We start from the raw sequence: 24051 nt of genomic DNA, 5'->3' as shown, positions 1-24051 counted from the left end.
GGAAACGACCCTTGTGGCACAATTCCCCAGCGAAGAGCCAGACATTGTTCGAAGTGGAGCATACACCGCATCGAGAATGTTATACTCCGAAGAATGTATGACTTGTTTCCGTCCATTTGCTCGCAGTAACCCTGCGGTGATCTCATCCTGAGAGGAGAAATATGAAAAAATTTGCCAAGCTCGCGCTCGTTGCAGCTACCGCAGTAATGGCTGCATCCGCTCAAGCCCAGTCCGTCCCCTACGAAAAGAAGGCTGTGAACGATAGCTGGGGCAACGGTACGAGCGAGTACGTGTGGAAGAACGGCACGAACGAGCTCTGCTGGCGCGACAGCTCGTGGACCCCGGCCACCGCCAACGCCCTGTGCGACGGCGCCCTGGCACCGGCGGTCGCTCCGGCGGCAACGCAACCCCCGGCAGCTGTTCCCCCGGTTGTTTCCAGCGAAAAGGTCACTTTCGCTGCTGACACCCTGTTCGATTTCGACAAGGCTGTGCTGAAGCCGGAAGGCAAGGCAAAGCTGGACGACCTGTCCTCCAAGCTGTCGGGCATCACCCTGGAAGTGATTATCGCAGTTGGCCACACCGACTCGTTCGGTTCGGACAAGTACAACGATCGCCTGTCGATCCGTCGTGCTGAAGCCGTCAAGGCGTATCTGGTCAGCAAGGGCGTGGAAGCCAACCGTGTCTACACCGAAGGCAAGGGCAAGCGCCAGCTGAAGGTTGACCCGAAGTCGTGCAAGGGCAATCGCAAGGCACAAATCGCCTGCCAGCAGCCGAATCGCCGCGTGGAAGTCGAAGTGGTCGGCACCCGCAGCGCACGTTAATCGGAACCTTTCCGATGAAAGAAAGCCCAGCGCAAGCTGGGCTTTTTTTTTGATACAGTCGCGGCATACCCTCCGCCTTCACGCTGCCGCACTGGTGGCGCGCCAAACTCCATGACGCAGATATCCTCCCCGCTCCATCCGACCGTTGAAACCACCTTGATCGGCAAGAACGCCGACGCGCGCGAAATCGACAAGTTCAGCGAGCTGGCCCATCGCTGGTGGGATCCGGAAAGCGAGTTCAAGCCGCTGCATGAACTCAATCCCTTGCGGCTCGGCTGGATTGATGGCATCGCCAGCCTCAAGGGCAAGGATGTAGTCGACATCGGCTGCGGTGGCGGCATCCTGGCGGAGAGCATGGCGCGCACCGGCGCCACGGTGCGCGGCATCGACCTGTCCACCAAGGCGCTGAAGGTCGCCGACCTGCACAGTCTGGAGTCCGGCGTGACAGTAACCTACGAAGAGATCGCTGCCGAAGCGCTGGCGGCGCGCATGCCAGCCAGCGTCGATGTGGTGACCTGCATGGAAATGCTGGAGCACGTGCCCGACCCGCAATCGGTCCTGCGCGCCTGCGCCACCCTGGTACGCCCGGGTGGTCACGTGTTCTGCTCCACGATCAACCGCAACCTCAAGGCCTATCTGCTGGCCGTGGTCGGCGCTGAATACGTGCTCAAGATGCTGCCGCGCGGCACGCACGACTACGACAAGTTCATCACGCCGTCCGAACTCGCCCGCTACGCCCGCAACACCGGGCTCGAACTGGTCGAGATGCGCGGCATGACCTACAACCCGCTGACCCAGGTCTACTCGCTGGGCCGGGACACCGATGTGAACTATATGATGGCATTTCGCCGGCCTGCCTGAACATGCGCACCTACGACGCAGTCTTCTTTGATCTCGACGGCACGCTCGCCGACACCGCCCCCGACCTGGCCGCGGCCGCGAACCGGCTCGTCACCGAGCATGGCCGCCCGCCCGTGGACTACGAAAAACTCCGCCCGGTGGCCTCGCACGGCGCGCGCGGGCTGATTGGCGCCGCCTTCGGCAAGAGCCCGGCCGACCCCGAGTTCCCCGCCCTGCGCGACACCTTCCTCGATTACTACGAGGCCGACATCGCGGTGCATACGCGCCTGTTCGACGGCATGGCCGAAGTGCTTGACGCGCTGGAAACCGCCGGCATCCGCTGGGGTATCGTCACCAACAAGATCACGCGCTTCACCGCGCCGCTGGTCGCCGCCATCGGGCTGGCGCCACGCGCCTCGGCCGTGGTCAGCGGCGACACCACGGCGCATGCCAAGCCCCACCCCGCACCGCTGCTGCATGCCGCCGAAGTCAGCGGCGTGGCGCCCGGGCGCTGCGTGTACGTTGGCGATGATGTACGCGACATCCAGGCCGGCAAGGCCGCCGGCATGATCACCATCACCGCTGCCTACGGCTACTGCGGCGATGGCGAGCCGCCCGAGGCATGGGGTGCCGACTACCTGGTGCGCCATCCCAGCGAGCTGATCGCGCTGCTGGCCCCTCGCGCACAGCGCTGACGCGGGCGGCGGCGCGACGGGCATTTACACCCGAAGCCGCCAACGGAGTACAACCTCTCTAACTGCTAACGACGAACGTTACGCACTGGCCGCTTAATTGCGGCCGTCCTCGCACTGGCTCGCTGGCGGGCTAGAGTCGCAAGACTACGCGAGGTCATTAACGCCAGATAAGCCCTGAGTTTGTCACGGACCCAGGGACGAAAATTTAGTGACTCGCCGTTGTAGAGCGTGTCCGTCCGCGATGCACCGGTTAGATCAAATGACAGGACTAAGTATGTAGAACTCTCTGTGGAGGGCTTGCGGACGCGGGTTCGATTCCCGCCGGCCCACCAATATTCAGTCCCGGTTATTTCCGGGACTACCGAAACCCCGAGGATAGGCATCCTCGGGGTTTTCTTTTTTCCGGCTTTGATAATGAGGGCGGTGCCCGCACTATCCCCAGGAAATTGCTGGAAACGCGGGAAATTTCCGCCGAATTAGGATTTGTCCGATTCACATAACACCCTCAAGCCTGCATCATCTACACAAGCTGCCTCTGCAGAGGCAGTCTTCCAGACTGCGAGCCTTCGTAGCTTCACGTCCGGAGTTGCCCTCCAGCGCCCGCTCAGTCCTGTGCGGGCGTCTTTTTTTGCGCGCTCGAACAGCGCTCAGCCCGGCCACCGACGCAAGGTCATCAACAAATTGTAATCATCTGTTACAGTCGAGATTTTCTCGGAAACCGAAAAGCGGCGCCAGAGGCGCTCACGTGCACCGGAACGGGCAAAGTACAAATGAAGAAACTCATTGGGGCTGCAAGCGTTGCGCTGGCCCTCGCAGGCTGCGGCGGATCGGGCGACAACAGTGACGGACTGGCGATCGTGCGCACGCCTCCCGCTTCCACACCCACGACCCCCACGGCCCCGTCGACGCCGGTGATCCCGGCAGCGCCCGACACCATCGCGCTCGGCTCCGGCTTCTATATCGGCACCTCTGCCGCCGGTGAGCGGTTCAACATCCTGGTACTGGACGAGAACGTCTATTACGCCTTCTACGCGATGGCGGGCATACCGGACGTATCAGCCGGAGTCCTGAGCGGCAACTACAGCTCGGGCAGCGGCGCGCTCACCACCAATAACAACGGGCTGGATTTCAATCAGGAGGCGGCGGGCTACAGCCTGACTGCAGCGAACTTGATGGCGGCCTACGTGCCGGGCAAGTCGATCCAGGCGCAGGTCACCTACCGCAACGGCAAGAGCACGGTTGTCAATGCCACCTACAGCACCGACTACAACTTCATCGCAACCGCCGACGGCATGAAGGGGACTTACTACGGCACGTCGAACGTCATTGACACGACCGGAATCACGGCGGGTGCGGTAAGGCTTTCCATCGACGCCAGCGGCAACCTCACGCTAGACGGCAGCGCCTCGGGCTGCAGCTTTACCGGGACCGCCACGCCGCGGCGCCAGGGCAAGGTCTACAACGTCACGTTGCAGCTGCTTGGGCCGACCTGCCGCTACGCGAACACACCCATGACCGGCATCGCCTACTACGACCCCACCACCACGCATAGCTTGCCCACGCCCGGCCAGATCTACCTGTTTGCGATGCGCCCCGACCGCCAGGTCGGGGTCATCTTCACTGGCAAGCTCTGAAGCACGGCCTAGAGAAAACGATCGAGGATCTTGCGGCTGCCCTTGTCCAGGCTGGCCAGGTTGCGCACCAGGTAATGGATGCCGTGACTGTCGGAGATCAGCAACGTAGATCCGGCGAGGCGGCGGATGTCTTCCTCGCCACGCAGCACCAGCGACGTGAGGCCACGATCCGTCTCCACCTCCCAGGTGCTGGGGGTGGCGTAGGTCGATACCGAGCGGATGCGGCGGATTTCCGGCATGAATTCACGGCTGGCCAGTTCGGCCTCGATCATCTCGCGCACCGGGGCGGGCAAGGTATCCAGGCGGGGCAGCCAGGCCAGCTCGCGGCCATCGGCGCTGACGAGGCCGACACCATCGTCGGGCGCGGCGATGGGGAAGGCGCGCACGGGAACGACACCATCATGCACAACGCCATCCGCCGTGGTCATCACCAGGCGGCCAAGGGCATTGCGGGAGAGCTTGAAATCGACTTGCTGCATGTGGGCTCCCATCCTTATTGCACGTTGACCGCATCGGCGGAGGTGAGATCCGCGTCGGCATCGACATTGCGGGCCTGCGCCTGGTAGAGCTTGTAGTAGGCGCCTTCGCGCGCCAGCAACTCATCGTGGTTGCCAACCTCCACGATCTGTCCACGATCCATTACCACCAGGCGGTCCGCCTTGCGCAGCGTGGACAGGCGGTGGGCGATGGCGATGGTGGTGCGGCCTTGCACCAGGTTGTCCAGCGCCTTCTGGATTTCCTTCTCCGTCGTCGTATCCACCGACGAGGTGGCCTCGTCCATGATCAGGATGCGCGGGTTGATCAGCAGCGCGCGAGCGATGGAGATGCGCTGGCGCTCGCCGCCGGACAGCGCTTGCCCGCGCTCGCCCACCAAAGAGTCGTAGCCGTGCGGCAGGCGCAGAATGAACTCGTGCGCATGGGCGGCGCGCGCCGCGGCGATGATCTCTTCGCGCGAAGCACCCGGTTTGCCGTAGGCAATGTTCTCGGCAATCGTGCCAAAGAACAGGAACGGCTCCTGCAGCACCAGCCCGATATGGCTGCGGAACTCCGAGACCGGCAGCGAGCGGATATCGACGCCGTCCAGCCGGATCGCGCCTTCCGAGACATCGTAGAAGCGGCAGATCAGGTTGACCAGCGTGCTCTTGCCTGACCCGCTGTGTCCCACCAGGCCAATCATCTCGCCCGGTGCGATCGACAGGTTGAGCCCGCGGATCACGGCACGGTTGCCGTAGCGGAAGCCCAGGTCGCGCAGCTCGATGGCGCCCTCCACACGCTCCAGATGCACCGGCCGCGTGGGTTCCGGCACGCTGGAGACATGATCGAGGATATCGAAGATGCGCTTGGCGCCGGCGGCGGCCTTCTGCGTGACCGAGACGATGCGGCTCATCGAATCCAGGCGTGTGTAGAAGCGGCTGATATAGGTGAGGAAGGCCACCAGCACGCCGACCGTGATCGCTTTGTGCGAGACCTGCCAGATGCCGAAGATCCACACCACCAGCAAGCCGATCTCGGTCAGCAGCGTCACGGTCGGGGTAAACAGCGACCACACCGCGTTGACGCGGTCGTTGATGGCCAGGTTGTGCCGGTTGGCTTCCCGGAAGCGTTCCACTTCGCGCTTTTCCTGCGCGAAGGCCTTGACCACGCGGATGCCCGGGATGGTATCGGCCAGCACGTTGGTGATCTCCGACCAGATCCGGTCGATCTTCTCGAAGCCGTGGCGCAGCCGGTCGCGCACCAGGTGGATCATCCACGCGATGAACGGCAGCGGCACCAGGGTCACCAGTGCCAGCCACGGGTTGATCGAAATCAGGATGGCCGCCGTCATGACGATCATCAGCACGTCGGTGGCGAAATCCAGCAGATGTAGCGACAGAAACACGCAGATGCGATCACTTTCCGAGCCGATGCGGGCCATCAGGTCGCCCGTGCGCTTGCCGCCGAAGTACTCTAGCGACAGGCGCAGCAAGTGCTCGTACGTGGTAGTGCGCAGGTCCGCGCCGATGCGCTCGGACACTCGCGCCAGCAGATAGGTGCGAGCCCAGCCAAGGCTCCACGCCACCAGCGCCGCACCCAGCAGGCCGGCCAGGTACAGCTTGACCCGGTCGTAATCGATGGGCAGCCCGTTCTGGTAGGGGATCAGCACGTTGTCCATCAGCGGCATGGTCAGGTACGGCGGCACCAGCGTCGCGGCGGTGGACAGCAGCGTCAGCAGGAAACCGGCCAGCAACTGGAAGCGGTACGGCCGGGCGAACCGCCACAGGCGCAATAGCGCCCAGGTCGACGGCGGCGTTTCCAGGTCACGGCTGCATTGCGGGCATTGGTCGTCGTCCGGGGGGAGCGGGGCCTTGCAGGTCGGGCAGACCGCTTCGGCATCCAGATCCAACTGCCCTGCCCGGCCCGAGGCCGACAGGTCGCGCTGCGCGTGGAACTGGTCGATCAGGCGCAACGCGGCCGGGTTGTAGCCCAGCGTATAGCGCCAACTGGCCAGCAATCGCCCGCTGTCTTGCAACTCCAGCGTGCCAACCCCCGCATGATCGGCGTGATGCAGCGATAATCCGGGCTGGATCGCCCATTCCTGCCAGTCTTTTTGTCCCGGCATGCGCGCCAGCAAGCGACGATCCGTCACAAGTACCCAGCCTTGGGTAAAATGCAGCTTTGCGTCAAGGTCGACTTCGAGCCAGGCAAGCACGGCTTCGCCAGGCTGCAGGCGGGCGCCGAGTTCGTTACGCCACGGCTCGTTCTGGGCGTCGCTGTCAATCACGGGCAAGGAAGGTTGGGTCATCGTTGGTACGGCATGCTGCGTCCTTGGGCTATGGACATAACTTGAAACAATTTAGCGCGGGCGCGCCCTGGCGGCCCGCCGATTTGCCCGCAGTATACATAAGGCCAAACACACGGGCGCCCCTGATGCACTGCACAATCGCTTTTTAATCAAGAAAGTCAACCGGCTGACCGTTGTAACGTTACTGAAAGGTTAGGCTTCTATTTCTCGGGCACTCGCCCACTGCCTCAAGCTAAATCAATGAAAAAGAAGGACATTGAGATTTTCGATGTCATGTCGCTGCGCGGCCCGAATATGTGGACATATCGGCCTGTGCTGGAGGCGTGGGTCGATATCGGGGAACTGGAGGATTTTCCCTCCAACACGATTCCGGGGTTCTACGAGCGCCTGTCGGCATGGCTGCCCTCGCTGGTCGAGCATCGCTGCAGTATCGGCGAGCGCGGCGGCTTCCTGCGGCGGCTCAAGGAAGGCACGTGGCCTGGCCACATCCTGGAACACGTCACGCTTGAGCTGCAGAATCTCGCCGGCATGCCCGGCGGCTTCGGCAAGGCGCGCGAGACCCCGATCCGGGGTGTCTACAAGGTGATCGTGCGGGCCTGGCACGAGGATGTCACCCGTGCCGCCCTGTTCGCCGCCCGCGACCTGGTGATGGCCGCCATCGAGGACCGCCCCTACGACGTTCAGGAGACGGTGGATCACCTGCGCCGCCTGGTGGACAAGCACTGCCTGGGTCCGAGCACTGCCTGCATTGTCGATGCGGCCGACGACCGCAACATCCCGGCGCTGCGCCTGTCCGAGGGCAACCTGGTGCAACTCGGCTATGGCAGCCGCCAGCGCCGCATCTGGACCGCAGAGACCGACCGCACCGCCGCCATCGCCGAGAGCATCTCGCGCGACAAGGACCTGACCAAGAGCCTGCTGGAATCCTGCGGCGTGCCCGTGCCCGAAGGCCGGCTGGTGGAAAGTGCCGCCGACGCCTGGGACGCCGCCGAGGACATCGGCCTGCCGGTGGTGGTCAAGCCCTATGACGGCAACCACGGCCGCGGCGTGTTCACCAACCTGACCACGCGCGAAGAAGTCGAGACCGCCTACGGCGTCGCCATCGACGAAGGCAGCGGCGTCATCGTCGAGCGCTTTGTGCTGGGCAACGAACACCGCCTGCTGGTGGTGGGCGGCCGCCTAGTAGCCGCCGCCATGGGCGAGACCGCCAGCGTGACCGGCGACGGCAAGTCGACCATCGACGAGCTGATCGAGTCGCAGATCAATTCCGACCCGCGCCGCGGCAGCACCGAAGACCACCCGCTCAACAAAGTGCGGCTGGATTCGGCCGCGCGCCTGGAACTCAAGCGCCAGGGCTTCGACGCCACGTCCGTACCGCCCGAGGGCAAGCATGTGCTGATCCAGCGCAACGGCAACGTGGCCTTCGACGTGACCGACCGCGTGCACCCGAGCGTGGCCGCGCATGCCTCGCTGGCCGCCCGCATCGTGGGCCTGGACATTGCCGGCGTCGACCTGGTGGCGCAGGACATTTCGCGGCCGCTCGCCGAGCAGCGCGGCGCCATTGTCGAGGTCAATGCCGGCCCCGGCCTGCTGATGCACCTGAAACCCTCCAACGGCGAAGCCCGCCCGGTGGGCCGTGCCGTGGTGGATCACCTGTTCCCGGCTGGCGAAGGCGACGACAACGGCCGCATTCCCGTGGTCGGCATCACCGGCACCAACGGCAAGACCGTGGTGGCCAAGCTGGTCGCACGCCTGCTGCAGCTCTCGGGCAAGCACACCGGCCTGGCTTGCAGCGACGGTCTCTACCTGGACCGCCGCCAGGTGCAGGGCGGCGACCGCGCCAACTGGGACGCGGCCCGCCGCATCCTGATGAACCGCGCGGTGGATGCCGCCGTGATCGAGAACGACAGCGGCGCCATCCTGTCCGAAGGACTCGCCTACGACCGTTGCCAGGTCGGCGTGGTGACCAATATCGATGTGCCCGACCACCTTGGCCAGTATTACGTCGAGGAAGTCGAGAAGATGTACAACGTGCTGCGCACGCAAGTCGACGTGGTGCTGGACGGCGGCGTGGCCGTGCTCAACGCGCGCGACCCGCTGGTGGTGGAGATGGCGCAGCTGTGCGATGGCGACGTGATCTTCTTCGGCATGACGGCCGACCTGCCCGCCATTGCCGCGCATCGCGCGGCGGGCCGCCGCGCGGTCTACGTGCGCGACGGCAAGGTGGTGCTCGCCACCGGCAGCCGCGAGGTGCCGCTGGCCGACGTGGCCGCGATCCCCCTCACCTATGCGGGCCGCGTGGCCTTCCAGGTCGAGAACGTGCTGGCGGCTGTGGCCACCGGCTGGGCGCTGGGCATCTCCAACGACCTGATCCGTGCCGGCGTGGTGACATTCGATGTGGGCCAAGTGGATGTGCCCGGACGCTTCACGCTGTTCGAGCGCAACGGTGCCATCGTGGTGATCGACGACGCCCACAATGCACCCGCGCTGGAAGCGCTGGTGGCATCGCTGGAACGCTTCCCGAGCGAGCGCCGCGTGGTGGTGTACGGCGCCGGCGCGCCGCGCCGCGACGAAGACATGGTCAAGCAAGGCAAGGTGCTGGGTGCCGCGTTCGACCGCGTCTTCCTGTGCGAAGACACCTCGGTCAAGCGCGCGCTGCCGGATGCCGAGGCACGCGCGCTGCTCAAGCAGGGCCTGTATGAAGGCCGCCGCGTGACCAAGATCATCGACGAGGGCTCGCGCCGCCAGGCGATCGAGGCCGCACTCGCACAAGTAGTGGCCGGCGACCTGCTGGTCCTGCAATGCGATGAGGCGACGACCCTGCCGACGATCGACCTGGTGCACCAGTGGATGGGCCAACCGGGCCGCCGCGCCTGATCCGCAAGGAAACTGATTTCATGGAAGTCTCACGTATCCGGGCCCTGCGCGGCCCTAACCTGTGGTGCCGCCACACCGCCATCGAAGCCATCGTTTCTTGCTCCGACGAGGCCCACACGCTGGCACAGTTGCCCGGTTTTGAAGAACGCCTGCGCGCGCGCTTTCCCGAGGTAGGCCCGCTGCGGCCCGATGACAACGAAGGCGTGGTGTCGCTGGCGCACGCGCTCGAATGCGCGGCCATGCGCCTGCAAGCAGAGGCCGGCTGCCCGGTCAGCTTCAGCCGCACCGCACCCACCGTCGAACCCGGCACCTATCAGGTGGTAGTGCAGTACAGCGAGGAAGAAGTCGGCCGGCTGGCGCTGGAACTAGCCGCCACGCTGTGCCGCGCCGCGCGCGACGACATGCCGTTCGACCTGGCTGGTGCGCTGCATCGGCTGCGCGAGCTCGACGAAGACGTGCGCCTGGGGCCGAGCACCGGCTCCATCGTCTACGCGGGCGTGGCACGCGGCATTCCGTATCGCCGCCTGACGCAAGGCAGCATGGTCCAGTTTGGCTGGGGCAGCAAGCAACGCCGCATCCAGGCCGCCGAAACCGACATGACCAGCGCGGTCGCGGAATCGATCGCACAAGACAAGGAGCTCACCAAGAAGCTGCTGCACGCCGCCGGCGTGCCGGTGCCGATGGGACGCTCCGTCTCGGACCCCGACGAAGCCTGGGCCGCCGCGCAGGAAATCGATGCGCCGGTGGTGGTCAAGCCGCGCGACGGCAACCAGGGCAAGGGCGTGGCGGTGCGCATCCGCACCCGCGAGGAAGTCATCGCCGCCTATGAAGTCGCCGCCGAGATCAGTTCCGACGTGATCGTCGAGCGCTATATTCCCGGCCACGATTTCCGCCTGCTGGTGGTGGGCAACCACCTGGTCGCCGCGGCCCGCCGCGATCCGCCCCAGGTCACCGGCGATGGCAAGCACACCGTGCGCCAGCTGGTCGAGGAAGTGAATCGCGACCCGCGCCGCGGCGAGGGACACGCCACCTCACTGACCAAGATCCGCTTTGACGATATCGCGCTGGCCACGCTGGCCAAGCAGCATCTCACCGCGGATGCGGTGCCGCCCAAGGGCACCCGCGTGGTGCTGCGCAACAATGCCAACCTGTCCACCGGCGGCAGCGCGACGGACGTCACCGACGATGTGCACCCGGACATGGCGGCCCGAGCCGTGGCGGCCGCGCGCATGGTCGGCCTGGACATCTGCGGCGTCGACGCGGTCTGCGAGACCGTGCTCAAGCCGTTCGAGGAACAAGCCGGCGGCATCGTCGAAGTCAATGCGGCGCCGGGCCTGCGCATGCACCTGCAACCCTCCTACGGCAAGGGACGTGCGGTGGGCGAGGCCATCATCTCCACGATGTTCGCCGACGGCGACGATGGCCGCATCCCCGTGGTGGCGGTCTCCGGCACCAACGGCAAGACCACCACGGTCCGCCTGATTGCCCACCTGCTGGCCGGCAGCGGCCTGCGCATCGGCATGACCGGCACCGACGGTGTCTACGTCAAGGGCGAGCGCATCGATACCGGCGACTGCAGCGGCCCGCGCAGCGCCCGCAATGTGCTGATGCACCCCGACGTGGACGCCGCCGTGTTCGAGACCGCGCGCGGCGGCCTGCTGCGCGAAGGCCTGGCCTTCGACCGCTGCGACGTGGCGGTGGTCACCAACGTGGGCGAAGGCGATCACCTCGGACTGTCCTTCATCAGCACCGTGGAAGACCTCGCCGTGCTGAAAAGCGTCATCGTGCAGAACGTGGCGCCGCACGGCATGGCCGTGCTCAATGCCGCGGACCCCATGGTGGTGCGTATGGCCGACGCCTGCCCGGGCGCCGTGACGTTCTTCGCGGCCGACCTCAACAACCCCGTGATGGCTACGCACTGCGCGCAGGGCAAGCGCGTGGTGTACGTCGAGGATGGCCATATCGTGGCCGCCGAAGGCGAGAACCAGGTGCGCATCGCGCTGTCGAGCATTCCGCTGACGCGCGGCGGCTCGATCGGCTTCCAGGTCGAGAACGCCATGTCCGCCACAGCGGCGGCGTGGGCGCTGGGCATCGACTGGGAAGTGATCCGCCGTGGCCTGGCAACCTTCGTCAACGATGCGGCCACCGCCCCCGGCCGCTTCAACGTATTCGACTACAAGGGCGCGACGCTGATCGCCGACTACGGCCACAACCCGGATGCGATCCAGGCCCTGTGCAACGCCATCGAAGGCATGCCGGCCGAGCGCCGCTCGGTGGTGATCAGCGGTGCCGGCGACCGCCGCGACGTCGATATCCGCCGCCAGACGGAGATCCTTGGCGATGTGTTCGACGAAGTGATCCTGTACCAGGACCAGTGCCAGCGCGGACGCGAGGACGGCGAAGTGCTGGCCCTGCTGCGCGAAGGCCTGGAGGGCGCGAAGCGCGCCAGCGCAGTCGAGGAGATCCGTGGGGAGTTCCTTGCTATCGATACTGCGTTGTCGCATTTGCAGCCGGGGGATCTTTGCCTGATTCTGGTGGATCAGGTGGAGGAGGCGCTGGCGCATATTGAGCAGAGGATTGCTCAAGGGTGAGTGGGAAGTCGCCACGCAGCAAGCAGAAAGCCAGCCTCGTCGGCTGGCTTTCTTGCTTTCGGATTTTGATTGGCGTTGGCGTTGGCGTCTTGTACCCAACTGCCGTATGACCCTTGGGTACAAAGCCACCTATACCCCCACCCCTAATGCCTCCCCGGCAACGACAGCCGCCTCTCCAACAAGCGCTGCATATGCGCCAGCGCCGTACTGAGCATCCAATAAATAGCAGCCACGGCAAGATAAAGCGGCAACGGCTGGTAGGTCGCGGCAATCACCTCCTGGGCCGTGCGCAGCAGCTCGGTCACCGTGATCACAGACACCAGCGAGGTGTCCTTGATCAGGCTGATCAGGCTGTTCGACAGGCTCGGCACCGCCAGCCGCAACGCCTGAGGGCCGATCACGTAGCGCAAGGCCTGGCCTTGCGTCAGGCCCAGGCTGTAAGCCGCCAGCCACTGCCCGCGCGGGATGCCGAGGATAGCGCCGCGCATGCTCTCCGAGAGATACGCCCCTACGTTCAGGCTCAGCGTGAGCACGCCCGCCGGGGTGGGTTCCAGCGCGATGCCGATGCCCGGCAAGCCGTAATACACCACGAAGATCTGCACCAGCAGCGGCGTGCCGCGCATGATGCTGACGTAGGCGCGTGCGACGGCCTTCGGCACGGGCTGGTGGCTGATGCCCATCAACGCCACCACGGTGCCGAGCACCAGCCCGAAGATCATCGACAGCAGCGCGAACTTGATGGTCAGCAGCATGCCCTGCAGCAGCACGGGCAGCGATGTGGCAACGAGCTGGAGAGCGGACATGGAAAGCCCTGGCGGGAGGCGTGCCCGCGCTTATCTGGCCGGCTTGGTCACGTCACTGCCAAACCACCTGGCCGAAAGCTTGCCGAGGCTGCCGTCCTTGCGCATCTCGTCGAGCGCGCGGTCGATGGCCTGCGCAAACTTCGGATTGTCCTTGCGAAAGGGGATCGCCACCTCGGAATTGCCGCCTTCCACAATCGCGCCGGGCCGCAGCGGCAGGTTTGACGTCTTGATCAGGTAACCGATCATCAGGCGGTCGTTCAGCGCGGCATCCACGCGCTGCGCGGCCAGGTCGCGCAGGTATTCGGGTGCGCCCGGATAGGTCTTGACATCGATGCCGGCCACCGACTTGGCCAGTTCGTTGTAGTTGCTGCCCAGGCTCACGCCGAGCTTCTTGCCTTTCAGGTCCTCGAGGGACTTGAACTGCCGGTTGTCATCCTTGCGCTGGATCAGCTGCGCCGCCGAATACACGTAAGGCGTGGAGAAATCCAGCACCTGCTTGCGTTGCGGCGTTACCGCGACCTGGTTGACGATCACGTCGAACTTGCCGGCCTGCAGCCCGGCAATGATGCCGCTCCACTCGGTGGTGACAAACTCCGGCTTGACGCCCAGCTTGGCCGCCACGCCCTTCGCCACATCCACGTCGAAGCCTTCCAGCTGGTTGTTGCTGCCGCGGTAGTTGAATGGCGGATAGGTGCCTTCCAGCCCGATCTTGAGCACGCCGGCCTGCTTTACGGTATCGAGCAGGTCGGCGGCCTGCGCGGCGGCGCCGGCCGCCAGCAGCGAAACGGCGAACAGGGCGTTGAGACAGCCAGTACGAAGCGATCGCATATGTTCTCCAGTCAGCACAGCCGACGCGGACGGCGTCCGCGTCGGTCCGGCAAGCGTTGGCCCGGCGTTGGTCCGCCAAGCGCGCAAGCCGGCTTTTAGCCTAGCGCAATTTCGCGTCGAACAGCAATAACGATTCGCCCTGCCCCGCCACGCTTGAAGTGGTCCAATTACTGGAACGCCTTGTCGTTAGGATGGGCGTAGAGATCCTTCATGTCGGCCGACAGCGGATAGTTCAGGTTGATGTTGCGCGGCGGAATCGGCGACTGGAACCACTTCTTGTACAACTGCTCGGCGCGGCCGCTGGTCATCAGGTCGGCGATCACGCCGTCGGCCAGCGCCTTGAAGGACGGATCGTCCTTGCGGAACATGCAGGCGTAGTTCTCGGTCTGCAGCGGCGTGCCCACCACGGTCCAGTCATTGGCGCTCTTGGCCTTTGTCAGCTCACCGTAAAGCAGCGGCTCATCCATCACGAAGGCCACCGCGCGCCCCGTCTCCAGGATCAGGAAGGACTGGCCGTGGTCCTTGGCGCTGATCAGGTTCATGTTCATGGTCTTCTCGCCGTTCATCTTGACCAGCAGGCGCTCGTCCGTGGTGCCAGCGGTGGTCACCACGTTGCGGTCCTTGAGATCCGGGAAGTCTTTCACGCCCGAATCCTTCCTGGTCAGCATGCGCAGCCCGTAGACAAACAGGCTGTTGGAAAACGCTACCTGCTTCTGCCGCTCCAGGTTGTTGGTGGTGGTGCCGCACTCGATGTCGATGGTGCCGTTCTGCATCAGCGAAATGCGATTCTGCGACGTGATCGGCACCAGCTTGATATCGAGCTTGGGGTTTTGCAGTTGCGCCTTCACCTTGTCGACGATCTGCAGCAGGATCTCGTGCGAGTAGCCCATCACATCGCGTCCGTTGGTATAGGAGAACGGGATGGAGGACTCGCGATAGCCCAGCGAAATCACGCCGGTTTCCTTGATCTTGCGCAGCGTATCGCCGTCGGCGGCGTGCGCATTGCTGACAGCGCCTGCGGTGCCGGCCAGCATGGCAACCGCCAGCAGGCAGCGGGAGAATCGGTTGGAGCGGACCTGCGATTTCATATCGTTTTCTCCTTGGGTGGGAATGGCTCGAGGTACTGCCTGGTCGTGAAGCGGTGTTTCTCAGTGGTAATGCAAACGAAAAAACTGCCCCGCAACGCTGCCCGTCAAGCCAGCATCGCGGCGAAATCGGTGTCATCGATGGCCGGCTTGCGCCCGGCCAGGCCATCGGCCAGCAAACCTGCGCTGCCCATGGCCAGCGTGAAGCCAAGCGCGCCGTGGCCGATGTTGAGCCACAGGCCGCGCACGCCCGAGCGGCCCACCATCGGCAGGCCGGTCGGCGTGGCCGGGCGCAGGCCCGCCCAGGGCTGCAGCTGCTCCGGCTCCATGCCCGGCGCCATGCCGCCAAACAGCGTGCGGGTCTCACAGGCCAGCGTGGCGATGCGGGCACGGTCGATATTGGTATCCGCGCGCACCAGGTCGGCCATGCCCGCCACGCGCAAGGTGTTACCGATGCGGGCATAGACGATCTTGCGCGCAGCATCGGTGATGCTGATGTGCGGCGCGCGCTCGCCATCGCGGATCGGCACCGTGATGCTGTAGCCCTTGAGTGGCCACAGCGGTGCCTGCACGCCCAGGGGCTTGAGCAAGGCCACGCTGCCGATGCCGCCAGCCACCACCACGGCATCCGCCCGCTCGATGCCGGCATCGGTACGCACGCCGCTCACGCGATCGCCTTCGCGCTCGATGCCCAGCACGCTGGTGCCAAAGCGCAGCGACACGCCAGGACGGTCATGCAGCAACTGTGCCAACGCCAGGCAGAAACGATGGCAATCGGCCACCTCCTCGCTCGGCGTGTGAATCGCCCCGGCAATCGCGCCGCGGATGCCGGCCAACGCCGGTTCCAGCGCCACGCACGCGTCGCCATCCAGCGCCTGCTGCTCGCAGCCCAGGCTGGCCTGGTAATCGAGCAGGCGGCACGCCGCAGCAAAGCTGGCCGCGTCGCGGTGCACAATCAGCTTGCCGCGCCGGGCAAAGCCGAAGTCCGCCGGCTGGCTGTCGACAAAGGCCTGCATCAGGTCGCGGGAGTAGAAGGCCAGCCGCAGCAGCTTGCGCGTAGCGGCCTCGCTGGCCGAGGCATTGCAAGCCCGTGCAAACGCGGCCAGCCAGCGCCACTGCGCCGGGTCAGCCGATGGCCGGAAACGCATCGGCGAATCGGCGCGCAGCAGCCACCCGGGTACCTTGGCCAGCACGCCCGGCCCGGCGAGCGGCGCCACATAGCTATAGCTGAGCTGCCCGCCGTTGGCGAAGCTGGTTTCCTCGCCCGGGCCGTCGCGCCGCTCCAGCACGGTCACCTCGTGCCCGTCGCCCGCCAGCCGCCACGCCGCGCTCATCCCGATCACGCCCGCCCCTACGATCACAACCTTCATCACCCGCCTCTTTGATCCGGTCCTTTTCGACCCGACACAGGGTAGACCACGCAGCCCGCCTTGCCCAATGCCAATACGTGCAAGAATATGTCTTTAGGCTATGGGTGCCGCTTTGCTGCAGCGCCCTCCCCTTGCACATGCGATTGCGTCAGATCGAAGTCTTTCGCGCGGTCATGCTGACCGGCACCGTCAGCGAGGCCGCGCGCCTGCTGCACGTCTCCCAGCCGGTGGTCACGCGCGTGCTGCAGCATGCCGAGGCCACGCTCGGCTTTCGCTTGTTCGACCGGGTAAAAGGCAGGCTGCAGGCCACGCCGGAAGCCGGCGCGCTGTACGGCGATGTCGAGCGGCTATACGGCGAGATCGAGCGGGTGCGCCGTGTCTCCGAAAGCCTGCGCCACAAAGGCGCCGGCCGCCTGCGCGTGGCGGCCACGCCCAGCCTGGCCAATCCGCTGCTGGTGCCAGCCGTACGCCGCTTTTGCGCGCGCCATCCCGACACCCAGGTCCAGGTACTCACCCACCACACCGACGAGATCGTGCAAGGGCTGCTGGCTAACCAGATCGACTTGGGGTTCGCATTCTCGCCACCGCGCCACGAAGCCATCATCAGCGAACCGGTAGCGGGCGGCCAGATGCTGCTGGCGGCGCCGCGCGGCGAGCCGCTGGCGGCCCGCGGCCGGCGGGCCGACGTGCCGATGCACAAGCTGGTTGAGCGCCCCTTCATCGCCTACGACGACAACAGCTCGCTTGGGCTGCTGGTGCGCCAGACGCTGGCGCGCAATGCGCTTGAGCCGCGCTCCACGCTGGAAGTCCAGACCTATTCGCTGGCGCTGGCCCTGGTCGATGCCGGCCTGGGCCTCACCTTGCTCGACCAGTACACCGCGCTGGGCGCAAACCCGGAGCGTGTTTCGCTGCACGAGGTCAAGCCCGCGTTGCCTTTCGAGATCCAGCTGCTGCGCGCCAGCCACCGCGGCAGCTCCAGCCTGGCCGACGCCATGCGCGAACAGTTTGCCGCCGCCGCACGGGAGCTGGCTGCCGCGCTGCCGCGGCGGCTGGAAGCGCCGGCGGTCAGTTTTGAGCATGCGCCTAGGTGAAACGCCCCGCAGCCCTCGCGGAATTTGACAGTACCGTGTGCCGTGCACCATCATCAAAGTGCCTGAACGGTGCTTTCCCAAACCTATGTTCGCCCTAACCCTGCTTCTCCTCATCCTGATCAGCGCCTTCTTCTCGATTTCCGAGATCGCGCTGACCGCATCGCGCCGCACCAAGCTGCAGACGCTATCCGAGCGTGGCGACCGCCGCGCCACCAAGATCATGCTGCTCAAGGAGGAGCCGGGCAACTTCTTCACCATCGTGCAGATCGGCGTCAACAGCGTGGCCATCCTGGCCGGTATCGTCGGCGAGAAGCATGTCTCCGACCTGTTGCAGACGGCGCTGCTGCCCTACCTGGATGTGGTCACCACCCAGCGCATCGCCAATGTCGGCTCCTTCCTGATCGTCACCCTGCTGTTCATCCAGTTCGCCGACCTGATCCCCAAGCGCATCGCCATGACGTTTCCCGAGGCCTGCGCGCTGGCGGTGATCGGGCCGATGCTAACGCTCATCAAGATCTTCAAGCCGCTGGTCTACGTGTTCAACGGTGCCGCCAATGCCACGCTGCATCTGTTCGGCGTGCCCACCAAGCACATCGACCAGATCACCTCGGAGGACATCGCCGCCATGGTCGATGCCGGGGCGGAGGCTGGCGTGCTGCACAAACACGAGATCCACCTGATCGAGAACGTGTTCGAGCTGGACGCGAAGAACGTCACCGCGGTGATGACCCCGCGCGACGATGTGGTCTACATCGGCCTGGACGAATCGGCCGACAGCCTGCGGCGCAAGCTGGTCAACTATCCGCACGCGCAATATCCGGTGTGCGGGCACAACCTCGACGACGTGCTGGGCTACATCGATTCGAAAGACATCCTCCAGCTGTTCCTCGCCGACGACTCCACCGGCGTGATCGGCAACATCGGCAATATCGGCAAGCACCACGACAAGAACGTGCTGGTGCTCCCGGACACGCTGACGCTCACCGAATCGCTCACGCGCTTTCGCGAGATGCACCAGAACTTTGCGGTGGTCATGAACGAGTACGGGCTGGTGGTGGGCATCGTCACGCTGGACGATATCGTAGGCGCGCTGATGGGCGACATCATCTACTCCACCGAGGATGAACAGATCGTGCAGCGCGACGAAAGCTCATGGCTGGTCGACGGCGTCACGCCGCTGGTGGACCTGAAGAAGGCGCTGGAGCTCGACGAGCTGCCCGGCGAGGATTACGTCGACACCGCCGCCGGGCTCGTCATCTACACGCTCAAGCGGATCCCGAAGAAGTCGGAAGCGATCGAGGCCGCGGGATTCCGCTTTGAAGTGCTGGACATCGACCATCACAAGATCGATCAGTTGCTGGTTTCGCGGCTGCCGCAGGCGGAGCCGTTCCAGCCGTAAGCGCGCGGCGATACCGCTCGACCGTGCCGGTCAACTGGAACACCACGATCCACGTGCCGACCACCACCACCGCTGCGGCGGCAACCGCGCCCAGGCGCAGCGGCGCCAGGCGTTCCGGTGCATGCAAGGTGGCATAGGCGGTGCCCAGCAGCACGATCCAGGCAAAGCCGAGCGCGCAGCCCGCCAGCACGTCGGACAGCCAGTGCATGCCAAGGTAGAGCCGCGACAGGCAGATCAGCGTGACCACCACCGCCGTCAGCGCCACCACCGGCATCCGTACGCGCCACGGCTGGCGCAGGCACAGCAGGAAGGCCAGGAAGCCATAGGTCACCATGCTGCTGGTGGCGTGGCCGCTGGGAAACGAATACGACTCCAGGCCGCCGTAGATGCTGGCCGGCCGGCTGCGCTCAAGGGCAAGCTTGAGCACCATCACGCAGGCGCGTGCGCCAATCAGCGCCCCCACCCAGTACGCTGCCGCCACCCAGGCACGGCGCCACGCCAGCCAGCCAAAGACCGCCACGCCCACGGCCACGGACACCCGCGCGCCGCCCAGCTCGGTCAGCGCCACCATGACCGTATCCAGCCAGCCCTGCTGCCACGCGCGAAGCTGCGCGAACACCGCCTGGTCCACCTGCACCAGCGGCGCGCCTTCGGCGATGGATTCACCCAGCCACAGCAACGCGGCCGCGCAAGCCAGCAACAGCACACCGCCTGCGGCCAGCAGGAGCAGCTCGACGATATCGCGCTCCAGCATGCCGGCCACGCGCGGCCAGGGCTGCGTGTCGCGCGCGCGCAGCGCCTCGCGGCCACGCAAGCGCGCGGTATCGAGCCTGCGCACCAGCGGGCGGATGACCAGCAGCAAACCGCGCACCACACAGAGCAGCAACAACGCGAACAAGGCGAGAAGGCCCACCACGCCCAGCGCCGTTGCCGGTGTGAGCCAGGACGCGCCAGCCGGCTGGACGGCCGCGAGCGCTTGAACGGGAGCGGCCACCATCGGCTCAGCCCCCCGCCGCCATGCGCGCGATATTGGCGCGTGCCGGCGCTTCGCAATCGGCAAAGGCTGGCGTGAGGAACAACTGCGGCCGTTGCGCCATCGCCTGCAGGAACGCGATCCGCCGCTGCATGAATGCCGCGTACAGGGCATCGCCAGACAGGCCGGTGCGATTGGCCAGCAGCGCCTTGTTTTCCTCGAACACAGCGACAGTCCAGGCGTCGAATTCCGCGTCCGGCGCAGCCAGCCGGGACAGATCCAGATCCAGCACCACCTCGGACTCAGGCACCGATGCACGATGCCCGCAGGTATCCATCACCATGCGCGCGGCCAGCGCTGTCACCGCCACATCGACCCCGCTCACCATGGTCTCGATCAACGCGGCCGACGCCGCTTCGTTGTGCTCGCAGCCCGGCACGTAGATCGCGTCGTGGAACAGCACGGCAAGCGCCTGCGCGGGCGTGAGCGCAATGCCGCGCGCCTGCGCCAGCGCGAACATCTCCAGCACATGGTGGCGATCGTGGTAATGCCGGTAAGGCGCGTCGTAGCAGGCCAGCACCTGCAACACCGTCGCGCGCGGCAAGAAGTCCAGGCAAGCCAGCGCGGCCGGCCAATCCGGCGCAAAACGCGCTTGCATGCCCTGCGGCGTGTCCACGCTTTCGCCGAACACCTCCAGCGGCCGCACCCACAAGCGGGAGCGGTCCCGCATTGACTCATACACCACCACCTGCGACAGGTCCGACTCGATCACGCCGAGGCCAACGATGGCGTAGGCGCCGCCCTTGTAGTGGCGGTAGGGCATGCCGTGGAGATAGTCGGAGGACCCCTCTGCGCCGGGCAAGGCGTGCGGGGAAGGCTGGCAAGAAGACTGTGTCATGAGCGGCTGTTCAAATCGGAGCAGCGTCATGATAGTGCATTGACCACGCGGGGCCGCTTGTCCCGATCCCGCACCCCGGCGCCAATCAGGGTGGGAGGGCGCAAGGCAAGGTTGGCGCACCGGCGAAAAGGATCCGGCGAGCCCGAAGGCTCCCCTGCCCAGGCCCGCCCAATGAAGGCGCGCAGAGGATATCGCGTGAGCCGGCAACGCGCGCGAACCGTACCCCCAAAGCAAAAGCCCCACGACTCTCAAGGAATCGTGGGGCTTTGCGTACTGCTGGCGGAGAGGGTGGGATTCGAACCCACGGTAGGCTCGCACCTACGCCTGATTTCGAGTCAGGTACATTCGACCACTCTGCCACCTCTCCGGTAACTGGGTCGCTTGTCGCGAAGAACAAGATTATAGAGGAAATCTCGTTTCCACTGCAAGCCCCTCGCGTGAAAATTTACGCCTCGGGCTCCAGGCGCGTCAAGCCGCCCAGATACGGCTGCAATGCGGCCGGCACTGTCAGCGAGCCGTCGGCGTTCTGGTAGTTCTCCAGGATCGCCACCAGCGTGCGGCCAACCGCCAGGCCGGAGCCGTTGAGCGTGTGCAGCAGTTCCGGCTTGCCCTGGCCTGCGCGGAAGCGGGCCTGCATGCGGCGGGCCTGGAAGTCGCCCATGTTCGAGCAGGAGCTGATCTCGCGGTAGGTGCCCTGCGCGGGGATCCACACTTCGAGGTCATAGGTCTTGGTGCTGCCAAAGCCCATGTCGCCAGTGCAAAGCACCATGGTGCGGAACGGCAGGTCCAGCTTCTTCAGGATAGCTTCGGCGTGGCCAGTGAGCTGCTCGAGCGCGTCGAACGAATGCTCGGGCTGCACCACCTGGACGAGCTCGACCTTGTCGAACTGATGCTGGCGGATCATGCCGCGCGTGTCGCGGCCGTAGGAGCCGGCTTCCGAGCGGAAGCAAGGCGTGTGGGCAACGAAGCGCAGCGGCAGCTTGTCGCCGGCCACGATGGCGTCGCGCACGATGTTGGTCAGCGGCACTTCGGCCGTGGGGATCAGGTAGAAGTTCTCGGTGCGCTCGCCACCCTCGCTGTTCTCGCCACCGACCTTGCGCGGCACCTTGAACAGGTCTTCCTCGAACTTGGGCAACTGGCCGGTACCGCGCATCGAGGCGGCATTGACGATGTAAGGCACGTACATCTCGGTGTAGCCGTGCTCGATCGTGTGGGTGTCCAGCATCAGTTGCACCAGCGCGCGGTGCATGCGTGCGATGCCACCGCGCAGCATGGCAAAGCGCGAGCCCGTGACCTTGCTCGCGGTATCGAAATCCAGTCCGAGGCGCTCGCCCACGTCGACGTGGTCCTTGACCTCGAAGTCGAAGCTGCGCGGCGTGCCGACGCGGCGCACCTCCACGTTGCCGGTCTCGTCCCGGCCCACCGGCACGCTTTCGTGCGGCAGGTTGGGGATGGCTTCCATGATCTCGGCGAGCTGGGCCTGGATTTCTTCCAGGCGCGCGGCCGAGGCCTTGAGGGCGTCGCCGATGCCGCCGACTTCGGCCATCACCGCCGAGGCGTCTTCGCCCTTGCCCTTGAGCATGCCGATCTGCTTGGAGAGGCTGTTGCGGCGCGCCTGCAACTCCTCGGTCCGGGTCTGCAGTTGCTTGCGCTCGGCTTCGAGTGCCTGGAAGGCCGCTACGTCGAGTTGGAATCCGCGCGTGGCAAGGCGTTGCGCCACGGCGTCGATGTCTTTGCGGAACAGCTGGATGTCTAGCATGTTGCGTGTGAGGGCAGGTGCATTGGCCAGCGACATGCTGGCGGATCTGGCATTTTACTGTACTGGCCCGGGCCCACGCCGAACCGCTGGCTGGAGAACAAGCCGGCGGAGCGCCCGCTGTTCGCGGGGACATGCCGCCGGCCAGGGGTGATGCGTGCTATTGCGCTGCGCCGCCCTCGCCGCCGCCTTCGCCACCGCCCTCGCCCCGGCCCTTGCCTTTGCCCTGCTGCCGGAGCCACTGCGCGTCAAGATCGCGCAGGTGGCGCAGCTTGTCGCTAATCTTGCCTTCCAGCCCGCGCGGCGTGGGCTTGTACCAGCCCGGCCGCTTGAGGTCATCGGGGAAATAATGCTCGCCTGCGGCATAGGCTTCGGGCTCGTCGTGCGCGTAGCGGTAAGCGTGGCCGTAGCCCAGCTCTTTCATCAGCTTGGTCGGCGCGTTGCGCAGGTGCACCGGCACGCCGCGCGACTTGTCCTTGGCCACGAAGGCGCGCGCGGTGTTGTAGGCGTTGTAGCCGGCATTGGACTTGGGCGCCACGGCCAGGTAGATCAGGGCTTGCGCCAGCGCGAGCTCGCCTTCCGGCGAGCCCAGGCGCTCGTAGGTCTCGGCGGCATCCAGCGTGATGCGGGCGGCACGCGGATCGGCCAGGCCGATGTCCTCCCACGCCATGCGCACGATGCGGCGCGCCAGGTAGCGCGGATCGGCGCCGCCGTCGATCATGCGGCAGAACCAGTACAACGTGGCATCGGGATCGGAGCCGCGCACGGATTTGTGCAGCGCGCTGATCTGATCGTAGAACGCGTCGCCGCCCTTGTCGAAGCGGCGCAGGTTCTCCGACAGCGCGCTGCCGAGCAGCGCGTTGTCGATGACCGGCGCGCCGGCGCTGCGCGCGGCGCGCGCCACGATCTCGATATTGTTGAGCAGCTTGCGGCCATCGCCATCAGCCGAGGCCACGATCAGCTGCAGCGCCTCGTCCTCCCACTGCAGGCCGCCCAGCTCTTCACTGGCGCGCCGCGCCAGCTGCGTCAGCTCGGCGTCGTCCAGGCTCTTGAGAACGTAGACCGCGGCGCGCGACAGCAAGGCGCCGTTGACCTCGAAGGACGGGTTCTCGGTGGTGGCACCGATAAAGGTGAACAGCCCGCTTTCCACGTGCGGCAGGAAGGCATCCTGCTGGCTCTTGTTGAAGCGGTGCACCTCGTCCACGAACACCAGCGTGCGCCGTCCGTGGGCACGGTATTGCTCAGCACGCTCGACTGCCTCGCGGATGTCCTTGACGCCGGACAGCACCGCCGACAGCGCGATGAACTCGGCGTCGAAGGCTGTGGCCATCAGCCGCGCCAGCGTGGTCTTGCCCACGCCGGGCGGGCCCCACAGGATCATGGAGTGCGGCTCGCCGGACGCGAACGCCACCCGCAGCGGCTTGCCAGCGCCAAGCAGGTGTTGCTGGCCGATCACCTCATCGATATTGCGCGGGCGCAGACGCTCGGCCAGGGGTTGTTGGGAACGATCGGGAGCTTCGGAAAACAGCGTGTCCGCCACGGTATTCAGGCCTTTAAGTCAGGTCAGGCGCGCACGGTGCGTGCCGGCTGCGCCCAGGAACCTGACAG

17 protein-coding genes, 1 tRNA gene, 1 other RNA gene and 1 pseudogene are annotated in these 24051 nt (G+C 65.6%); 9 read left to right on the top strand and 11 right to left on the bottom strand.

Going from position 1 to position 24051, the window contains the following annotated elements:
* Positions 1-161 precede the first annotated feature (161 nt).
* The 5 genes from ompA (at position 162) to RR42_RS04425 (ending at position 3990) form a co-directional block, all read left to right on the top strand.
* Entirely contained in the window at positions 162-821 is a 660-nt protein-coding gene (ompA, locus tag RR42_RS04440; RefSeq protein ID WP_043344473.1) for an outer membrane protein OmpA, read from the top strand.
* A gap of 111 nt (positions 822-932) precedes the next feature.
* A complete protein-coding gene (gene ubiG / locus RR42_RS04435; protein WP_043344472.1) occupies positions 933-1682 on the top strand; it encodes a bifunctional 2-polyprenyl-6-hydroxyphenol methylase/3-demethylubiquinol 3-O-methyltransferase UbiG in 750 nt (249 codons plus the stop codon).
* A gap of 2 nt (positions 1683-1684) precedes the next feature.
* Positions 1685-2356 carry a phosphoglycolate phosphatase gene (gene gph, locus RR42_RS04430; protein ID WP_043344471.1) on the top strand — a complete coding sequence of 224 codons (672 nt, stop codon included), beginning with the start codon at positions 1685-1687 and terminating at the stop codon, positions 2354-2356.
* Positions 2355-2679, top strand: a transfer-messenger RNA (tmRNA) gene (gene ssrA, locus RR42_RS38085). The genes gph and ssrA overlap by 2 nt, the downstream gene beginning before the upstream one ends.
* 447 nt (positions 2680-3126) lie before the next feature.
* Positions 3127-3990 (top strand): hypothetical protein, encoded by an 864-nt coding sequence (locus tag RR42_RS04425; protein ID WP_043344470.1) that lies wholly within the window; start codon positions 3127-3129, stop codon positions 3988-3990.
* An 8-nt stretch (positions 3991-3998) separates the two neighbouring features.
* Here RR42_RS04425 and RR42_RS04420 read toward each other — a convergent pair whose 3' ends face one another.
* Together RR42_RS04420 and RR42_RS04415 are read right to left on the bottom strand one after the other, a co-directional pair.
* Positions 3999-4469: a DUF1854 domain-containing protein gene (locus tag RR42_RS04420; RefSeq protein WP_144409738.1), complete on the bottom strand. Its 471-nt coding sequence runs from the start codon at positions 4467-4469 to the stop codon at positions 3999-4001.
* A 14-nt stretch (positions 4470-4483) separates the two neighbouring features.
* Complete coding sequence (locus RR42_RS04415; protein ID WP_043344465.1) at positions 4484-6772, bottom strand: ABC transporter ATP-binding protein; 2289 nt, start codon at positions 6770-6772, stop codon at positions 4484-4486.
* Positions 6773-7012: 240 nt separating this feature from the next.
* Between RR42_RS04415 and cphA (RR42_RS04410) the strand changes: the two genes are divergently transcribed.
* The gene (cphA, locus tag RR42_RS04410; protein ID WP_043344463.1) at positions 7013-9649 is read left to right on the top strand and encodes a cyanophycin synthetase; all 2637 of its coding nucleotides are present in this window, start codon (positions 7013-7015) and stop codon (positions 9647-9649) included.
* A 20-nt stretch (positions 9650-9669) separates the two neighbouring features.
* On the top strand, positions 9670-12240 hold the full coding sequence (gene cphA / locus RR42_RS04405; protein ID WP_043351361.1) for a cyanophycin synthetase: 2571 nt from the start codon (positions 9670-9672) through the stop codon (positions 12238-12240).
* 143 nt (positions 12241-12383) lie between these two features.
* Here the strand turns inward: cphA (RR42_RS04405) and RR42_RS04400 are convergent, their stop codons facing one another.
* The 4 genes from RR42_RS04400 to RR42_RS04385 form a co-directional block, all read right to left on the bottom strand.
* The gene (locus tag RR42_RS04400; RefSeq protein WP_043344462.1) at positions 12384-13043 is read right to left on the bottom strand and encodes an amino acid ABC transporter permease; all 660 of its coding nucleotides are present in this window, start codon (positions 13041-13043) and stop codon (positions 12384-12386) included.
* A 30-nt stretch (positions 13044-13073) separates the two neighbouring features.
* Complete coding sequence (locus tag RR42_RS04395; protein WP_043344459.1) at positions 13074-13871, bottom strand: transporter substrate-binding domain-containing protein; 798 nt, start codon at positions 13869-13871, stop codon at positions 13074-13076.
* 167 nt (positions 13872-14038) lie between these two features.
* A complete protein-coding gene (locus RR42_RS04390; RefSeq protein ID WP_043344457.1) occupies positions 14039-14959 on the bottom strand; it encodes a glutamate/aspartate ABC transporter substrate-binding protein in 921 nt (306 codons plus the stop codon).
* A 104-nt stretch (positions 14960-15063) separates the two neighbouring features.
* Complete coding sequence (locus RR42_RS04385) at positions 15064-16326, bottom strand: D-amino acid dehydrogenase (protein WP_043344455.1); 1263 nt, start codon at positions 16324-16326, stop codon at positions 15064-15066.
* A 137-nt stretch (positions 16327-16463) separates the two neighbouring features.
* Between RR42_RS04385 and RR42_RS04380 the strand changes: the two genes are divergently transcribed.
* Together RR42_RS04380 and RR42_RS04375 are read left to right on the top strand one after the other, a co-directional pair.
* Positions 16464-17417 carry a LysR family transcriptional regulator gene (locus RR42_RS04380; protein ID WP_043344454.1) on the top strand — a complete coding sequence of 318 codons (954 nt, stop codon included), beginning with the start codon at positions 16464-16466 and terminating at the stop codon, positions 17415-17417.
* A gap of 85 nt (positions 17418-17502) precedes the next feature.
* Positions 17503-18816, top strand: a complete 1314-nt coding sequence (locus tag RR42_RS04375; protein WP_043344452.1) for a hemolysin family protein — start codon at positions 17503-17505, stop codon at positions 18814-18816.
* A 157-nt stretch (positions 18817-18973) separates the two neighbouring features.
* Here RR42_RS04375 and RR42_RS41590 read toward each other — a convergent pair.
* From RR42_RS41590 to RR42_RS04355, 5 genes and pseudogenes are all read right to left on the bottom strand, one after another.
* Positions 18974-19387: pseudogene (locus RR42_RS41590) on the bottom strand (phosphatase PAP2 family protein); the annotation flags it as partial.
* 430 nt (positions 19388-19817) lie between these two features.
* Positions 19818-20687, bottom strand: a complete 870-nt coding sequence (locus RR42_RS04370; RefSeq protein ID WP_052494752.1) for a DUF1653 domain-containing protein — start codon at positions 20685-20687, stop codon at positions 19818-19820.
* Positions 20688-20964: 277 nt separating this feature from the next.
* Positions 20965-21054 (bottom strand) — tRNA-Ser (locus tag RR42_RS04365).
* A 78-nt stretch (positions 21055-21132) separates the two neighbouring features.
* Complete coding sequence (serS, locus tag RR42_RS04360) at positions 21133-22446, bottom strand: serine--tRNA ligase (RefSeq protein ID WP_043351360.1); 1314 nt, start codon at positions 22444-22446, stop codon at positions 21133-21135.
* Positions 22447-22603: 157 nt separating this feature from the next.
* Positions 22604-23983 (bottom strand): replication-associated recombination protein A, encoded by a 1380-nt coding sequence (locus RR42_RS04355; protein WP_052494445.1) that lies wholly within the window; start codon positions 23981-23983, stop codon positions 22604-22606.
* Positions 23984-24051 lie beyond the last annotated feature (68 nt).

Origin of the sequence: Cupriavidus basilensis (genome assembly GCF_000832305.1) — a bacterium.
GTDB lineage: Bacteria > Pseudomonadota > Gammaproteobacteria > Burkholderiales > Burkholderiaceae > Cupriavidus > Cupriavidus basilensis_F.
Note: the sequence above shows the minus strand (reverse complement) of the source record. Positions and strands in the feature narration are given on the sequence as shown.

Coding starts and splice junctions, on each gene's coding strand:
- ompA (WP_043344473.1), top strand. CDS start 162: ATGAAAAAATTTGCCAAGCTCGCGCTCGTTGCAGCTACCGCAGTAATG.
- ubiG (WP_043344472.1), top strand. CDS start 933: ATGACGCAGATATCCTCCCCGCTCCATCCGACCGTTGAAACCACCTTG.
- gph (WP_043344471.1), top strand. CDS start 1,685: ATGCGCACCTACGACGCAGTCTTCTTTGATCTCGACGGCACGCTCGCC.
- RR42_RS04425 (WP_043344470.1), top strand. CDS start 3,127: ATGAAGAAACTCATTGGGGCTGCAAGCGTTGCGCTGGCCCTCGCAGGC.
- RR42_RS04420 (WP_144409738.1), bottom strand. CDS start 4,469: ATGCAGCAAGTCGATTTCAAGCTCTCCCGCAATGCCCTTGGCCGCCTG.
- RR42_RS04415 (WP_043344465.1), bottom strand. CDS start 6,772: ATGACCCAACCTTCCTTGCCCGTGATTGACAGCGACGCCCAGAACGAG.
- cphA (WP_043344463.1), top strand. CDS start 7,013: ATGAAAAAGAAGGACATTGAGATTTTCGATGTCATGTCGCTGCGCGGC.
- cphA (WP_043351361.1), top strand. CDS start 9,670: ATGGAAGTCTCACGTATCCGGGCCCTGCGCGGCCCTAACCTGTGGTGC.
- RR42_RS04400 (WP_043344462.1), bottom strand. CDS start 13,043: ATGTCCGCTCTCCAGCTCGTTGCCACATCGCTGCCCGTGCTGCTGCAG.
- RR42_RS04395 (WP_043344459.1), bottom strand. CDS start 13,871: ATGCGATCGCTTCGTACTGGCTGTCTCAACGCCCTGTTCGCCGTTTCG.
- RR42_RS04390 (WP_043344457.1), bottom strand. CDS start 14,959: ATGAAATCGCAGGTCCGCTCCAACCGATTCTCCCGCTGCCTGCTGGCG.
- RR42_RS04385 (WP_043344455.1), bottom strand. CDS start 16,326: ATGAAGGTTGTGATCGTAGGGGCGGGCGTGATCGGGATGAGCGCGGCG.
- RR42_RS04380 (WP_043344454.1), top strand. CDS start 16,464: ATGCGATTGCGTCAGATCGAAGTCTTTCGCGCGGTCATGCTGACCGGC.
- RR42_RS04375 (WP_043344452.1), top strand. CDS start 17,503: ATGTTCGCCCTAACCCTGCTTCTCCTCATCCTGATCAGCGCCTTCTTC.
- RR42_RS04370 (WP_052494752.1), bottom strand. CDS start 20,687: ATGACACAGTCTTCTTGCCAGCCTTCCCCGCACGCCTTGCCCGGCGCA.
- serS (WP_043351360.1), bottom strand. CDS start 22,446: ATGCTAGACATCCAGCTGTTCCGCAAAGACATCGACGCCGTGGCGCAA.